This window comes from Agrobacterium sp. S7/73 (assembly GCF_019355535.1).
GTDB classification, from domain to species: Bacteria; Pseudomonadota; Alphaproteobacteria; order Rhizobiales; family Rhizobiaceae; genus Agrobacterium; species Agrobacterium tumefaciens.
Genome location: NZ_CP072136.1, coordinates 523,414 through 539,147, shown reverse-complemented (window position 1 = coordinate 539,147; position 15,734 = coordinate 523,414). Strand labels below are relative to the sequence as shown.

Sequence of the window (15,734 nt, the reverse complement as noted above, 5' to 3'; positions counted from 1 at the left end):
ATTGCAACGCAAATCGACCCGCTAACAATCAGACCCTTGTGAAAGGGAGAGGCAGGGGGATTGCCGACCGGCTTGACCGATACCGCTCAGTCCCGCAGGCGTCCAAGCAGGGCCAGCAGCTGGTCACGGGCTTTTTTGCCGCCGATCCGGTCGATCAGCTTTTCCTCGCGGTCACGCCATGCATCGGAAAGGCGCTCAAGAAGGCTGCTGCCCTCATCCGTCATGTCGAGGAAATGAACGCGCCTGTCCTCTTCCGACCTGCGGCGGACAAGCAATCCCTTGCTTTCCATGCTATCGACGATCGCGACGAAATTGGCACGCTGTATGCCAAGTGCCTCGGCCACATCGCTCTGCTTGAGGCCCGGATTGCCGCCGACTATGACGAGAACGGAAAAATCGGCCGGCCGCAATCCCATCTCCGCCAGCACGTCGGAAAAGCCGTTTGCCACGGCAAGTTGCGAGTGCCTCAAATGATAACCGATCGCGGTCGTCAACAATCCATAGTCGATAGCGTTTAAATGTTCCGCCTGCGTGCCGCCGCTTTCGGCCTTTTCCGCCCGTGGCCCGTTGCTATGTGCCAATTGCAAAGCCATCCGATCCCCCGCCTGATTCGTTCCTTAACCCTGCCGGAATGATAACCGACAACAGGACTAAACTGTATCCCAAATAAATGTAGATGATACTAATATTGTATAATAATTTGACAGTTAATACCCATTGCGACAACCCCTGTCTCGTAATCACCATCGGGCGCAAAAGAAAAGTATGATTATTTACCCACCGATTTTTAGGGTCAGAAACCGCCTCCCCCGCCTAGTTTGAAAGGCAATACGACAATCAACCCGCCTGTGTACAAAAGTGCCAGGACAGCCGCTGGATGCAGACGTAAAATACTACTTAAAAGGGAAACGTCTTATCAGGAAGAAACGCAATACCGCTAACAACACACCGCCCTGCTATCGCAAACATGCAGACAGCAGCCCTCGCAGCAACCCACGCTCTCCCCCACACCGGAAAACAGGCCCCATTTCGTAAATCTTTGATTTTTAGACATTGATGCGGAAAGAAAGCTGGGGTATGAACCAACCGCTGCACGCGATTCAAGCGTGACCGCTGCACCCGTAGCTCAGCTGGATAGAGTGTTGGATTCCGATTCCAAAGGTCACAGGTTCGAATCCTGTCGGGTGCGCCATTTTATTGCAGAGTACGGAATAAAGAACGACCTCGAAAACACTGAGCCGAATATAACGGACGCTCAGCGTTAGAAAATGTTGAGTTCGTAAGCATGTAATTGGGAAGCTCGGCCCATCGTAACGACTTCAACCTGTTACGTGTAAAACTCTCCCGTTCGCGTCGAAATTCACCCAATGCTTCCAATAGTACTGTAGAACTTTGGCGGCCCCAAAAACGGGGCGTAACACCATGTTGAATCTCTTATATAACTAGAACATTTAAAGAACAAACGAGAGTGCACGAGATATGTCAGACGCTGAAAAGATTATTGTAGTGCAGTTCAAAAAGGGACGCGGGGGCATTGTGCCGGGCGAAATGCGGCAGGCTTCCAATGCGGCGTCCGCCGAAAAGATAGCGAGCGCCATGGCATCGCGCCACATCGGCGTTGCGGCTTATGCTGTTACCGTCGACGAGGAAAGCGGCAGCATGACAAACCCGCGCCTGCTGGTCTCACATGGGCAGATTTCCGATTTGATGCCAGACTGATTTACCGACGCGGCGGCACGCGCCTCCTTCAGCCATGCCGCGCAAGCAATCGGACCCTGCGCGGCATGTTTTTAAATCACGGCCCGGATGTCAGGCCCGCAAGCCTTGCGTCATCTCCGGGCGTGGATCGGCATGATGCCAATCGTATGGCGATCAAAACTCCTGCCAGTCGTCCTTTGACGTATCGACAGCAGCGTTACCAGAGAATGCGGATGCAATCTTGCGGCCAAGCGCGCGTACGGGGGATGCCACGTATCTGTCGTTGCCGCCGGCATTGCGAACCGGAGCGGGCTGGCTCTTCTGCTGATAGGCGGTACCGGCGAGCTTGAACTGCGCGAGAAGCTGGTTGAGCGAAGCGACCTCCTTGGCCAGATTGTGGCTGGCAGCGTTGGTCTCTTCCACCATGGCAGCATTTTTCTGCGTGTCCTGGTCCATCTGGTTGACCGCGGTATTGATCTGCTGGAGGCCGGAGGATTGCTCCTGCGCGGATTCCACGATGGAGACGACGTGCCGGTTGATTTCCTGCACTTCCGATACGATCGTCGCCAGCGCCTTGCCGGTGTCGCCCACCAGCTGAACGCCCTGCTGCACCTGATCGTTCGAGGTGGTGATCAGCGCCTTGATTTCCTTGGCCGCATTGGCGGAGCGTTGCGCCAGTTCGCGCACTTCCTGCGCGACAACGGCAAAGCCCTTGCCCGCCTCGCCCGCACGCGCAGCTTCCACGCCGGCATTGAGCGCCAGAAGGTTGGTCTGGAAGGCGATTTCGTCGATCACGCCGATGATGTTGCTGATCTCGTTGGCGGATTTGGAGATCTGCTCCATGGCGACCACGGCGCGACGTACCACCTCGCCGGATTGTTCGGCACCTGCCTTGGCGCGGCTGACGATCAGGCCGGCCTCCTGCGCTCGCTTGGTGGAATCCTTCACTGTCGTGGTGATCTCTTCCAGAGCGGCAGCGGTTTCTTCCACGGCTGCTGCCTGCTGTTCGGTACGCTTGGCCAGATCGTCGGCGGCCGATTTGATCTCGTTTGCGCCCGCGCCGATGCCACCGGCATTCTGCGCAACCCGGGTCAATGCCGATTGCAGCTTTTCGGCGGACATGTTGAAGTCGTTACGAACGCCGTCGAGTGTCGCCGTGAACGGCTGGCCGATGCGGTAGGACACATCGCCATCCGAAAGCTTCGAAAGACCGGTTGCAAGATTGTCGACGGCAAATTTGACGTCGGCAGCTTCCTTGGCCTTCTGCTGCTCGCGCGCGATGCGTTCCTTTTCCGAAAGGCTGCGATTGGCTTCGGTTTCCTGTTCGAGACGAATGCGCTCTATCGCACTTTCGCGGAACACCTGAACGGCAATCGCCATCTGGCCGACTTCGTCCTTGCGGTCCATGCCATCGATCTCGGCTGCCGTATCGCCGCCTGCCAGCGACACCATACGCTCCCGCAGGCGGGCGATCGGCGTTGTGATGCCACGCGAGGCCACGAACAGCGCGAGAATGATGCCGGCTGCAAAGCTGATGCCAACCACAACAAGCGAGGTCAGGATCGTGGAATTCGTCTGATCCGTCAGATCGTCGCTGCCTGTCGCAACACCCTTGGCAAGCTTGTCCAGCAATGCCGTTATGATGGCTGACGTTCGTTGGATGGAGACGTCTGCGTGGGCGAGTTGCACGGCGGATTCCGCATTTCTGTTCGCCATTCCAAACTCGACAGCCTTGTCGGTAATTTGCGCGATGGACTGGGATTGCGCGATCAAGGTATCGACAGCAGCGCTCTCTTCCGGAAACACTGTCTTGACATTGCCCAGCCGCTCCAGAAGCTCGCGTTTGCTGTCAATATAAGCCTGCTTGGCAACGTTGATTTCCGCAGCATTCGCATCGTAAGCCATGACCTGATAGGCGCCATATGCCAGGGCGACGAGATTACGGTTTGCCCGCGCAAGCTCCACCAGCGCAGCATTATCGCTGGCGATGAATTCGGAATAAAGCGTGTCGGCTTCCTTGTAACGCGTTGCCATGAACGCGGTGGCCCCGAGACCGACGATGCAGAGTGGCAAAATGAGTGACAGGATTTTGGTGCGGATACGGGCATTTTGAAGAAAGGACACGGGAAGCTCCTGAAATGGATGCCGCTCCTTTCCCGTGCCGGAGGTGTTCGGCAAAAATGACATTGCACGTCTAAAGCCTTGATCATCAAGGCCCCATCAGCCGGATCATCGGCCCTTGTCGCAAACTGCATCATGCATCTGGCCCGCAGGGGGATGCCTGCCCTGAAATTTATGCAAGCACCTGTTCCGGGAATCCGGCGGCTACGCGACAGACGGAAAAGACTGGCCGCAACAGGAAGAAGATCAAGGGACAGTACTTTATAATATTCTTTTATTTACTTACAAATACAACAATTATACTTTAAAACTTTAAAATTCCTTTATGCCGCATGATCTGCTTCGAATTTGCACGGGACAAAAAAACGGCAGGCCTTTCAGCCTGCCGCATGCATTCCCGATAGTGGCGTTGGGAGCGCTCGCGGTAGCGTCAGGCGGCCGCGCGCCGCAATGCCGTTGCAACCGTGTGGATATGGGCAGCGCCAATGCCGCAGCAGCCGCCGATCATGGTTGCGCCGGCATCCGCCCAGGAGCAGGCGAACCGCGAATAGACATCGTCGGTCAGGTCGGTGCGCGTGCCGTGCAGACCTTCATTGGCGGCGGAATCGCCCTGTTCACCTTCGAAGGCATTGGCATAAACGCCGATCTCAAGCGAAACGCCCTTTTCCGCAAAGACAGCGGATGCCGTTTCCACGGCGGCTTTCATGATTTCCGGCTTGCTGCAATTGAACAGAAGGGCGGCAGCACCAGATTGCGCCGCCCATTCGGCCGCCGCCTTTACCGTTTCACCAGAGCGCAGCGCAGGCTCGCCGCCGCCTGTCGCAGCCGCATCGTCGTTCAACGTGAAGGAAATCCAGAACGGTTTGCCGGTTGCGGCCACGGCTTCCCGCACCGCTTCGCCTTCGGAGATCAGGCTCAGCGTCTCACCCAGCCAGACATCGACGAAGGGCCCGAGATTGTCGACCAGTACCTTCAGATAGTCCTGCACCCGGGTTTCATCGAAATTCTGCGGCTCATAGGAGCCGAAGATCGGCGGCAGCGAACCGGCCACCAGCACGTCGCGGCCGGAGGCATCCGCAGCCTCACGTGCCAGCCTGCCGGAAAGGGCGATCAGCGATGCGCCATCCTTCTGGAAACGCTCCTCGCCGATATGGAACGGCACCAGCGCATAGGAATTGGTGGTGACGACATCGGCACCGGCCTCGATGAATTCCTGATGCACCTGCCGCACGATATCAGGTGAATTGATGAGCGCCAGCGCCGACCATTCCGGCTGTTTCAGCTCGGCGCCGAGCCGCTGCAATTCGCGGCTCATGCCGCCGTCGAGAATACGGATAGTGCCCATGTTCATGCTCCTTGAACGGTTTACCGCCGGACCGGCACCTGCTGTTCGATGAGACCGAAACAGCGGGCGATGATGGCGGTGAGAATGAGATAGAAGACGGTGACGACGATCAGCGGCTCATAAACGAGCAGCGTGTCCTGCCTCACCTTGTAGGCCACGGCATAGAGGTCCATCACCGTCACGGTAAAGGCAAGCGGCGTGGCTTTGAGCTGCATCACCACCTCGCCCGCAATTGTCGGCAGCGCGATGCGGATGGCGCGCGGCAGCCAGATGCGGCGAATAAGGGTGAAACGGCCCATGCCGAAAGCCCGGCCCGCCTCCAGCTCACCCTTTGGCACAGCCAGCAACGCGCCGCGCAGAACCTCGGCCTCATAGGCCGCGTAATTCAGTGTGAAGCTGACGGCGGCGAAAAAGAAGCCCTCGCGCAGCACCGGCCACATGAAACTCTGACGTAAGCCGGGGATCATCGGCAGAAACGAGCCGACGCCATAATAGAGCAGCCAGAGCTGGATCAGAAGCGGTGTGCCGCGAAAGAAGGTGCAATAGGCGCGCGCCAGAATTTTTGTCACCCGCCCGCCGCTGACCTGCGCGAAGGCAAGCCCGATAGCGAGAAGAAAACCAATGCTGACGGAGATCACGAGCAGCGCCAGCGTTTGCCAGGCACCGGACAGAAGCAGCGGCCAATATTTGGCGATCCATGAAAAATCCATGCCGCTTCCCCTTTATGCCAACGCCGGCTGGCCGCGCCGCACACGGCGCTCCAGGAGCGAAAAGACGAGGTTGGAAACCAGCGTAATGGCAAGGTAAAGCAGGGCTGCGGCAAGAAAGAACAGGAAATATTGCTTGGTGCTGGCGCCCGCCAGCCGTGTCGCAAGCGCCAGCTCCTGATAACCGACAACCGCCACCAGCGCGCTATCCTTCGTTACCGCAAGCCAGAGATTGGCAAGGCCCGGCAGGGCGTTCGGCAACAGTGCCGGCAAGACCACACGGCGGAAACGCAAGGCCGGCGACATGCCGAAGGCGCGCGCCGCCTCGATCTGCCCGTTCGGAATGGCAAGGATCGCACCGCGCAGCACCTCGGTCATATAGGCACCCTGCACGAAACCCAGAACCGCAACAGCGGCAACGAAACCGTTCACTTCCAAAGGCGGCAGGCCTGCCAGTTGTAGCAGCCGGTTCAGGCCATCAGTGCCGGCGTAATAAAGCCCGACGATGAGGATCAGTTCGGGAACGGCGCGGATTGCCGTCGTGTAGATATTGAGCAGAAGGCCAAGCGGCCTGTTGCCGGAGAGCTTGCCAAGTGCACCGGCAAGCCCGATGACGATGCCGATCAGATAGGCACCGGCGGAAATGGCAAGCGTCGACGCCGCACCCTTCAAAAGGGTGCCGCCCCATCCCGGAGGATAGGGTGACAGCAGTTGCAGCGTGGTTTCAAGGCTTGCCATTTATCTGACCGGTCAGGAGAAATTACTTACCGTAGATATCGAAGCTGAAGTATTTCTTGGTGATCTCGTCATACTTCCCGCTGGCGCGAACGGCAGCGAGAGCAGCGTTCAGCTTGTTCTTGAGTTCGGTGTCGTCCTTGCGCAGGCCGCCGGAAACGCCAAGGCCGAGGATTTCCTTGTCATCCGCAACGTTGCCCATGTCGGCGCAGCAATCCTTGCCGGCATCGCTCTTCACGAAGGCATCGAGAACGAGCGAGTCGCCGAACACATAGTCGATACGGCCGGCTGCGAGATCCTGAAACGCCTCGTCCAGCGTCTGATAGGTCTTTTCGTCTGCGACAGCAGCGAAATATTTCTTGTAATATTCGGACTGGATGGTCGCGACCTGAATACCGATGGTCTTGCCCTTGACGTCTTCCGGCGCCGCACCCGGCTTGCCATCCTTGGCGCCGATCAGCTTGCTCGGCGTGTTGTAATATTTGTTGGTGAAATCGATGACCTTCTCGCGTTCTTCCGTGTTGGACATGGACGACCAGATAACATCGAACTTCTTCGTCTGCAGAGCCGGGATGAGGCCATCCCAGGAAAGCTCGACGATCGAGCATTTTTCCTTCATTTCCGCGCAGACGGCGTCCATGAGATCGATTTCCCAGCCCTGCCACTTTCCGCTGGCATCCTTGGCGAAGAAGGGTGGGTAGGATTCGTTCATGATGCCGAAGCGGACATCGGCGCTGGCGGTGAAGGCGGAAACCGCAAATGCCGTTCCGGCAAGCAGCGTGGCGAAGAATTTCATTTAAAGTCTCTCCTGTTAAAACAAACGGCGAAGCGAAACGGCCATCACGCCAGCGCGCCCGTAAATTCCCTGCAACGGGCGCTTGCGGGATTGCCGAACACCTGCGCCGGTGGCCCCGCTTCCTCCACCCGGCCCTGATGCAGAAACATCACCTCGGTGGAAACATCGCGCGCAAAGCGCATCTCGTGAGTAACGAGCAGCATGGTGCGGCCTTCCTCGGCCAGATCGCGGATGACCTTCAGCACCTCGCCCACAAGTTCCGGATCGAGCGCCGAGGTGGGTTCGTCGAACAGCATCACCGCCGGCTCCACGCAGAGCGCGCGCGCAATCGCGGCGCGCTGCTGCTGCCCGCCGGAGAGGAACGCCGGATAGGCATTTTTCTTGTCGTAAAGGCCAACCTTGTTCAGCAGGGCTTCGGCCTTTTCCACCGCCTCCTGCCGCTTGACGCCGAGAACGTGAACAGGCGCTTCGATGACATTTTCCAGAACGGTGCGGTGGGTCCAGAGATTGAAATTCTGGAACACCATGCCAAGCCCTGTACGCAGCTTTTCCACTTGCCGCCAGCTTTTCGGCACAGCCTTGCCGTCCCTGCCAATCTTCATGGCGATCTCCTCGCCATTGACGATGACCCGGCCGCGATCCGGCGTTTCGAGAAAGTTGATGCAGCGCAGGAAGGTACTCTTGCCGGAACCGGACGAGCCGATGATCGATATCACATCGCCTTTGTGGGCCTTCAGCGAAACGCCCTTCAAAACTTCGTGTGTACCGAAGCTCTTGTGGATGTCATCCGCTTCGAGCGCACAGGCGCCTGTATCTGCCATTTATTGACCTTGCCGATCCGGTTCATTGCGTGTCGAGCAAAATGCGGAGCGGTTTTGCGACAGGACATGCATAACAACAAAGACTTAAGCCACGCATGTTTAGCGAAACCCGCTGCAAACGCGCGCAATATCAGGCTCTTTTACACATTTGAAACGAAAAATCATTTCAAAATATCATCCGCAAGCAACGATCTGCGCGATTTGCCCCTGATGCGCCTCGCCACGCTGGCCGCGTTACTGCCAGTCAGGGCCAATTGCGGTTCCGCCTGCGCCTCATCCTCGACAAGGCTGGCATTCGCCTGCAAACGCAGGCCCATCACGGCAACGACGAGGAAAAACCAGACGAAACCGGTACTGAGGAAGAACATCGTTTCCAGAAAGCCGTAGAGCAGGACATAAAGCCAGACGCCGACATACAACTTCGTCAGCGGGCTTTTGCGCGTGGCCTCATCCATCTTGCCGAGATCGCGAAGCGGCATCAGACAAATCCACGTCAGCACCAGAATAAGACCTGGCACGCCGCCGCCAAGCACAAGGTCGAAATAGCCATTGTGGGAATCCGGCGCCGTCGTTGCCCAGGTATTGTTCTCGGTGAAGCTCGTCATCAGGGTGTCGCTGCGCCAGAAGGCCTGGTAGCCGTATCCGACGATCGGGCTTTGGCGGATATAATCTATCGAGACGGTCCAGATATCGGTTCTGCCGGTGAAACTGGCGTCGATCCCCAGTTTCGTCAGCATCTGTGAAAAGACCGGATCAACGGTCGTGCCGACGATCACCACGGCGAAGGTTCCCAGAAGCACGGTCACAACAGCGTAACGCCATCTGGGCCAGCCCACGATGAACCAGCCCGTGGCGATGATGATCGGCATCAGGCCGAGCGCGGTCTTGCCACCCGACTTGACGAGAAAGATCAACGACAGCAACAGAACCGCCAGGCCGCCGATAAGGGACCAGCGCTTGCACAAATAAATCCCGACGATCATCAGCACCGCCATGATCGAGGCTGCCTCGTTCTTGTGGCGGAAGACCCCGCGCCAGTTGCCTGCAAGGAGCGGCTCCAGCGCATCGCTTGCCTGATGGATCGACCGCGACGGCAGGACAGCAACGCCGAAATAACAGAGGAACAGGATGATCAGCACGCATGTGGCAAGCAGCGTGGTGAAATGCCGCTCGGTGCGCGGCAATTGCAGGAAGCAGCTGGCAAGCACGCAGATGATGGCGCACATGGCAAGCCGCCGCAGCGAAAACACCGGCGCGCCGCCCACCACCGAGGTAAAAATATACCAGCCGAAGATCGCGAGCATCAGCAAACGCGGCGTAAAGACAATGGAAGACGACCGCTCCTTTGCCATGAACGCCACGAAACTGATGAGCAGGATGATCGCGGTGAGCTGGTTGAGGAGGTTGGACCCGGCCGCCATGGCGGACCCCAGATAGGTCGAGGAAAGCGAGATATAGGGCGAGAAGCCGACCGTGAAATAAAAGAATGTCACATAAAACAGTGCATTCCGCCAGGCAACACTCGCCTGCTCATCATGCGCTGCATCCATCAGGTAATTTTCTCTACCTTTTTCCATACGTTCTCACATCGTACCCGATGCTTCGTCTCGGTAACATGAATATCCCGTCAAAACCCTATTTTTTAGTTATCCATAATACACGGAGGAATAGTAATTCCATCATATAGGAATGAAACCCGGAAAAATGAAACGGAACCTGATTTTCGAAGTCAACATATGGATAAGGGTAGAATCTTGACCATATCAAACTTCATCTGTCAAATTTAAGTTGCTGATTTCCCTATTATTGGCTAGACATACGCCCTTGTTAAGGTTCCTTATATCTATTTTAAGACAGAGATATTTCGCTACGTTAAGAATATACTGGGGTGATGATCCGAAATTCTGTTTAACGTATATTAACAACTCTGGATATATCTTTGGCTTGTTGATTTCATAAACGCGTAAATAGCTGGAAACCGACGGTGGACGTTCCGATACACACCAATATGGACGATAGCAACAACGAAGGGGCGACACAACGCCCGGTTCAGCCAGCTGCGCCCGGCGTTCGACCCATGCGCAGGGACGATCTTCCGGCTGTCGAGGTTGTGCTCAACAGCGCGTTCAAAAAGACCGGGCTTGATAGAAACTTCGACTTCGGCGCTTACGTCGAAACATTGTTTTTCAGCAGTCCTGTGTTTGATCCCGAATATGGCAGCGTTGTCTACGATGCTGGAGAGAGCGGCGTTACAAGCGTTATCCTTGCCGTCCCCATGCGGTTTGTCGCGAACGGAAAACCCATTACCGCAAGGTTGTTATGTGCTTTCGCGTCGAAAGGAAAACTCGGCGCACTCGGCGCCGCGCGCCTGTCCCGCGGCATGCGCGCGACGAAACACGATATGCTGTTTTCCGACACGGCCTCCCCCGTCAGCGCCGATCATTGGCTTGCGATCGGCGGCAGCATGTTGCCGATGGAAAGCCTGCAATGGCACAAGGCGCTCAAGCCTTTCAGCGCGATTGCCCTGCGCATGCCGCGCCGTTCGCAAGTAGTCAAATCCAGGCCCGGACTTATGGCGCTTGGATTTGTGGACCGTATCCTGCGATCGTGGAAAAAGGGCATAAGGCCTAATGAAGTTGCCGGCACCACGGTCAGACCGGTGGATTTCGAGACGTTCCGACGCAACGCGCTGAAAATGATCGAGCGTTTTTCCGTCCGCCCGGAATGGTCCCACGAGGAATTCCACTGGCTGATCGAAATGAGTAAAACCAACGGCACCCTTGGTGAATTGAGCAGCCTGGCGATCGAAAATGTCGAAGGCCGCATCATCGGCGCTGCCTTGTATTTCGGACAGGCGGGACGGACCGCCTATGTGCTGAACCTCGTCTGCGATGCCGGTCGCGAAAACGACGTGCTCGGTGCGCTGTTCCGCCATTTCGATGATGAGAACTATGCCCATGTCACCGGCATGTCGCAACCGTTTCTCATGAACGCGCTCTACCGTCAGAACCACGTGACCTTCCATCATCGCGGTTATTTCTGCATGGCCACCCGGGATGAAGCCCTCCGGGATCGGGCGCTTGCCGGCGACATCTATATTGGCGGGCTAAGCTCGGAAAGCTGGAGCAAGCTCATCACAGATTTCTAAGGCACTTGCGCCGGTTGTGAAGAAAATGCCGAGCCTTCTATGCCCCAGTGAAGCGCTGGACATTCGCTGAAATCAGGTGACGCAGCGCCTTCGCGTAACGTTTGGAGCGCGTCTTGGCCGCAAGGGCGCTCGACCAGTCCACCATCGATCCGTTGATATCGAAATCTCCGAGCTGGCCCTCGGGAACGTCACCCTTTTCGATGCGCTCGACGATGGAGCCCAGCGCCGCGTAAAACTCGGGCGAGCGATAGGGCGGATGCAGCGAATACATGCCCTTGCCCGTGCCGAGAAAATCAAGCCGGTATACGCCGATGCGCATCATATTGTCGCTCAGCACCTCTTCGGCAGGCATTGAGACCGGTTGCTGATTATAGGCATAGGAGCGGATGCGCCGTTTGACGTCGGGTCTCAGCAGTTCGAGCGAGCCGATACGCTTGGCGAAACGGTCCATGTCGATCATGAACAGGCGGGTGGAAACGGTCGCGAACCGCCATGTGGGAACGCGGCTCGGCAGCTTGCGCGGTTCGGGAATGTTTTTCACCCCCGGCATGCCGACATGGCGGGAGATATCGAGATCGCCGCGCACGGTGGGCGGCCCGGAAAACGGCGTGATGCAGAGCGCGTCCGGGTTGGCCTTCTGCAGCGCAATGGCTTCGTTGAACCAGCTCTGGCTGCCGCCGCCAAACATCATGTCGCTGTCCATATGCAGCACATAACGGGCGTTGGCACGTTTCAACCCGTGGAAATAAACATGGAAAGGCCCGCCGTCGAAAGCCTTGGCGGGATAAGGAACCGGCGAGCGCGAAAAGAACGTCTCCGCCACCGCACTGCGCGCCGCATCGCTATAGTCGGCAATATCCACATGCAGATGCGGATAGTTGGCCTGCATTTCCTCCAGCATGTCAAACAGGCGTTTGCTGGCGGCCTCGAAACCGTTGCCCTTGTAGCGGCCGGCTCCAACCTGGCCGGTATCCACCGTCAGGAGAATGCGGTCCACCTGCCCGCCCCAGACCCGCAGCTGATGCGGAACGGTCAGGGCCGCATGCGGTGCGTCGAAGGGATGCAGATTGATTTGCAGCGCCTTATGTACGGGAGGAAGCGGCATTTCAGCAGTCATAATTACGCACCACGGTTCCGGAATTCATTGATGACGGCCATCATGGGTTTTTCGTTGAAGCTCCAGTCGAGCGGCAGCGGCCGGTTCGCGGTGCCATCCCGGCGGGGATAGGCCCAGCGAATCCAGGTATATTGGTCCGAAATGCCCCATGTGGTGATGGAGGAAAGCGGGCCGCCTTCGCACGCCGCTTCGAGAAAATCGCGGACCTGACCGTTTATCAGCATGTCGCGCTCGGCTTCCGGCGCGGGAAGCGTCTGGTCCATCGCATCCAGTTCCGTCACCAGAACGGCAAGACCATAACTGCGCATTTCCTTGGTAAAGGCGGCAAGCTCGTCTTTCGCAATGGGCCAGCCACCGCGCAGATGCCCCTGCAGGCCGATAGCGTTGATCGGAGCGCCTTTCTCTAGCAGCTCGAGAATGAGATTGCGGAAGGCCGCGCGCTTGGCCGGCGATTTCTCGACCGCAAATTCCACATCATATTCGTTGAGGACGAGCTGGGCCTTCGGATCGACGGAATGGGCGATGTCAAAGGCCTTTTTGATGGCGTCCGGGCCTGCGCCATAATACCAGGCGTCGCGGCGCGAGCGCACATTGCCGGGCACGTCGGGGATAGGCTCATTGACCACATCCCAGCTGTGTATCACGTCCTTGTACCGTTCCATCACCTTGACGATGTGGGTTTCCATCAACTTCTCGACCTTCGCGCCGCTGCCGATGCTGGCAAGCCAGGGCGCGTTGGAAGCGTACCAGATAAGCGGATGACCATGCATGGTGAGTTTGTTCTGGCGCGCGAAGTTCGCAAGCGCATCGGCAGCGGCAAAATCGAACACCTCTGCCGAAGGCCGCATCACCTCCCATTTCATTTCAGTAACGGGTGTGATGCGAGAGCAATATTTGACCACCGCTTCGCCGATGCGGCTATCGGCGGTAAGGTCCGGCAGATAGATGGCCGCACCGTAAGGGGCAATCTTTGTCGACGTTTTCCTGGTCGCGGCAACGCCTTGCCCGGCCATGGCATGCAACAGGCCCGCGCTTGCAGCACCACCCAGAAAATTCCGCCGCCCGATCTGCATTCGCCCGCCTCCACAACCCCGGCGCATCGGCCTGAAAATCGAAAGCGATTTTCGAAAGGGACGATGCGCATATCACAACTGTCAGAACGTCGCTGATGCGTCCCAATGGCCGCACGGCGCTCTAATTCTCAAAACATAACATCTTGATCATGCCAAAAGGATATTAAAGATTTGCAAGGTTAACTGACGCTATACCACGTCACAATTGGCGCAAGCCGGCTTAATCCGGTAGTAACTTCAGTGTGAGAATTATTGACCCGCCCCTGATGGAGTAAAAATATTGGTTTCCGTTTCGATTGTCATTCCCGTTCGCAACGGCGAGCGTTACATCGTGGAAGCGATCGAAAGCGTGTTGTCTCAGGGGAAAACCGTTTGCGAAGTGCTCGTCGTCGATGACGGCTCCACCGACACAACGGCGCAAAAGGTGCAAAGTTTCGCCGATCCCCGCGTAAAACTGCTGGCCCGGCCGCAGGGACGGCAGGGCGTTTCCGCCGTGCGCAATTTCGGCCTGTCGCAGGCGCGCGGTGAATGGACGATGTTTCTCGATGCCGACGACCGCGTGAAGCCGGGCGCGATCGCCGCCCTATGCGCCGGCATCTCCGGACCGGATGTCGTTGCTGTCTACGGCGATTATGAGCGCATTGACGAGAATGGCGCCAAGATCGGACGGCGCAACCTCATCAGACGGCGGGAAAAACCTGATGGTTTCATCCTCCAGCCGCTTTTGGGCGGAAACTTCATCGTCAATGGCGGCATCATGCTGGTTAAAACCCGCATCTTTCAGGATTTTGGCGGTTTCGACGAGACATTGCGTTATGCGGAAGACTGGTATGGCTGGTGCCGGCTGGCTGCCTCCGGCCGTTTCGCCTATCTGCCCGGCCGCCACGTGCTGGATTACCGTGTGCACCGGACAAGCGTGATGATGAACCGCCTTCTGACCTTCCGGGATTGCGAACCGGCGATCGAAGCGGTGTTTTCCGATCCCGCCATCGTCGCCGCCATTGCGCCGCAGGAATTGCGCCGGCTTCGCCGAAAATCCGAAAATCACATGAATGCCTATACCGTGGCGCAGGCCTTTCGCGCCCGGCGCTATCGCGAGGCCTTTTCGGCGCTTGCCGATACATTTGTCAATCGCCCGCGCCAAAGCCTGCGCGCCGTCGTGTTTTCCGCCGCAGCCCTTGCCGGAATTTAGGAGTGTCCATGTCCGAAATCATGCCGGAAGCGGTGGTGTGCATTCCGAGTTTCCGCAGGCCGGAAGGTTTGCAGAAAACGCTGAACTCGCTGGCAGCCCAGAAGGTCGATTTCCCCTTCGCCATCGTCGTCGTCGATAATGACGGGGTGGGCCAGGCGGGGCTGGCCGTCGCGCGTGCGTTTTTCTCCGAGAGCGGAATGATGGGCCAGACGCTGGTCGAGCCGACGCAGGGCAATTGTTACGCCATCAACACGGCATTCCGCACGGCGCGGCAGAGCTATCCATCCGCGCAGTGGTTTCTGATGATCGATGACGACGAAGCGGCCTCGCCCGTCTGGCTCGCTGAAATGGTCTCTGCCGCAAAATCCTTCGGCGTCGACATTGTCGGCGGGCCGGTCGATCGCGAATTCGATGCCCCCGCACCCAAGGCGGTTCTGGCACACCCGCTGTTCGGCTCCATCGAGGCGCCGACCGGCGTAGTCGATCAAATCCATGGGTCCGGCAATTGCCTGATCTCAAGGCGGGTTTTCGAAACGCTGGAAAAGCCGGAATTCGATGTACGGTTCAATTTCCTTGGCGGCGGCGACATGGATTTCTTCACCCGTTGCCGAAAGGCGGGTTTCAAATTCGCCTGGAACGCTCAAGCCCTCATCATCGAATATGTGCCGGAAAACCGCATGGCGCCGCGCTGGATCATGGAGCGCTCGCTCCGAACCGGCATCATCAATTACAGCATCGACCGCGCCCGACGCCCCGGCCTGAAGGGCGGGCTGCTGCTTGCCGCCAAAAACGTCGTCAGCCTGTGCCTGTCACTGGTCCGCGCCGTTTCCGCATTCCTGAAAACCGGTGCGCTGCTGCCCGCCACGCATCCACCGCTTATGTCCATCGGCCGCGTCATGGCGAGCCTCGGTATTACGCTCACGCCCTATAAGGCGCCGGCGAAAAAGGCCTGAACACGGGCTCGTTCCGGCAGTTAATATC

14 protein-coding genes and 1 tRNA gene are annotated in these 15,734 nt (G+C 57.7%); 5 read left to right on the top strand and 10 right to left on the bottom strand.

Going from position 1 to position 15,734, the window contains the following annotated elements; genetic code table 11:
• Positions 1–86: 86 nt before the first annotated feature.
• A complete protein-coding gene (locus tag J5276_RS02440; RefSeq protein ID WP_003513721.1) occupies positions 87–593 on the bottom strand; it encodes a MarR family winged helix-turn-helix transcriptional regulator in 507 nt (168 codons plus the stop codon).
• A 522-nt stretch (positions 594–1,115) separates the two neighbouring features.
• On the opposite strand from J5276_RS02440, the gene J5276_RS02435 reads away from it, so the two are divergent.
• Positions 1,116–1,192 (top strand) — tRNA-Arg (locus J5276_RS02435).
• Between the two features lie 287 nt (positions 1,193–1,479).
• The gene (locus J5276_RS02430; protein ID WP_025594288.1) at positions 1,480–1,719 is read left to right on the top strand and encodes a hypothetical protein; all 240 of its coding nucleotides are present in this window, start codon (positions 1,480–1,482) and stop codon (positions 1,717–1,719) included.
• Between the two features lie 153 nt (positions 1,720–1,872).
• Here J5276_RS02430 and J5276_RS02425 read toward each other — a convergent pair whose 3' ends face one another.
• From J5276_RS02425 to uppW, 7 genes are all read right to left on the bottom strand, one after another.
• The gene (locus J5276_RS02425) at positions 1,873–3,822 is read right to left on the bottom strand and encodes a methyl-accepting chemotaxis protein (RefSeq protein WP_174005746.1); all 1,950 of its coding nucleotides are present in this window, start codon (positions 3,820–3,822) and stop codon (positions 1,873–1,875) included.
• A 427-nt stretch (positions 3,823–4,249) separates the two neighbouring features.
• Entirely contained in the window at positions 4,250–5,164 is a 915-nt protein-coding gene (locus J5276_RS02420) for a homocysteine S-methyltransferase family protein (protein WP_065702630.1), read from the bottom strand.
• Positions 5,165–5,184: 20 nt separating this feature from the next.
• The gene (locus J5276_RS02415; RefSeq protein ID WP_013636681.1) at positions 5,185–5,874 is read right to left on the bottom strand and encodes an ABC transporter permease; all 690 of its coding nucleotides are present in this window, start codon (positions 5,872–5,874) and stop codon (positions 5,185–5,187) included.
• Between the two features lie 12 nt (positions 5,875–5,886).
• Positions 5,887–6,609 (bottom strand): ABC transporter permease, encoded by a 723-nt coding sequence (locus J5276_RS02410; protein WP_003513832.1) that lies wholly within the window; start codon positions 6,607–6,609, stop codon positions 5,887–5,889.
• Between the two features lie 22 nt (positions 6,610–6,631).
• Positions 6,632–7,402: a transporter substrate-binding domain-containing protein gene (locus J5276_RS02405; protein ID WP_003513835.1), complete on the bottom strand. Its 771-nt coding sequence runs from the start codon at positions 7,400–7,402 to the stop codon at positions 6,632–6,634.
• A 44-nt stretch (positions 7,403–7,446) separates the two neighbouring features.
• Positions 7,447–8,223: an ABC transporter ATP-binding protein gene (locus J5276_RS02400; protein ID WP_112155656.1), complete on the bottom strand. Its 777-nt coding sequence runs from the start codon at positions 8,221–8,223 to the stop codon at positions 7,447–7,449.
• 161 nt (positions 8,224–8,384) lie between these two features.
• Positions 8,385–9,800 carry a Wzy-type polysaccharide biosynthesis protein UppW gene (gene uppW, locus J5276_RS02395; protein ID WP_019565136.1) on the bottom strand — a complete coding sequence of 472 codons (1,416 nt, stop codon included), beginning with the start codon at positions 9,798–9,800 and terminating at the stop codon, positions 8,385–8,387.
• Positions 9,801–10,300: 500 nt separating this feature from the next.
• On the opposite strand from uppW, the gene J5276_RS02390 reads away from it, so the two are divergent.
• Positions 10,301–11,371 carry a hypothetical protein gene (locus J5276_RS02390; protein ID WP_065702638.1) on the top strand — a complete coding sequence of 357 codons (1,071 nt, stop codon included), beginning with the start codon at positions 10,301–10,303 and terminating at the stop codon, positions 11,369–11,371.
• Between the two features lie 37 nt (positions 11,372–11,408).
• Here J5276_RS02390 and uppG read toward each other — a convergent pair whose 3' ends face one another.
• Together uppG and uppI are read right to left on the bottom strand one after the other, a co-directional pair.
• Positions 11,409–12,488 (bottom strand): polysaccharide biosynthesis glycosyltransferase UppG, encoded by a 1,080-nt coding sequence (uppG, locus tag J5276_RS02385; RefSeq protein WP_112155657.1) that lies wholly within the window; start codon positions 12,486–12,488, stop codon positions 11,409–11,411.
• Positions 12,489–12,490: 2 nt separating this feature from the next.
• Complete coding sequence (gene uppI, locus J5276_RS02380) at positions 12,491–13,561, bottom strand: polysaccharide biosynthesis UDP-hexose transferase UppI (RefSeq protein ID WP_065702627.1); 1,071 nt, start codon at positions 13,559–13,561, stop codon at positions 12,491–12,493.
• A gap of 280 nt (positions 13,562–13,841) precedes the next feature.
• Between uppI and uppH the strand changes: the two genes are divergently transcribed.
• Positions 13,842–14,753, top strand: a complete 912-nt coding sequence (gene uppH, locus J5276_RS02375) for a polysaccharide biosynthesis endo-1,4-beta-xylanase UppH (RefSeq protein ID WP_013636689.1) — start codon at positions 13,842–13,844, stop codon at positions 14,751–14,753.
• An 8-nt stretch (positions 14,754–14,761) separates the two neighbouring features.
• A complete protein-coding gene (uppJ, locus tag J5276_RS02370) occupies positions 14,762–15,706 on the top strand; it encodes a polysaccharide biosynthesis UDP-hexose transferase UppJ (protein WP_065702626.1) in 945 nt (314 codons plus the stop codon).
• The last annotated feature ends 28 nt before the right edge of the window (positions 15,707–15,734 follow it).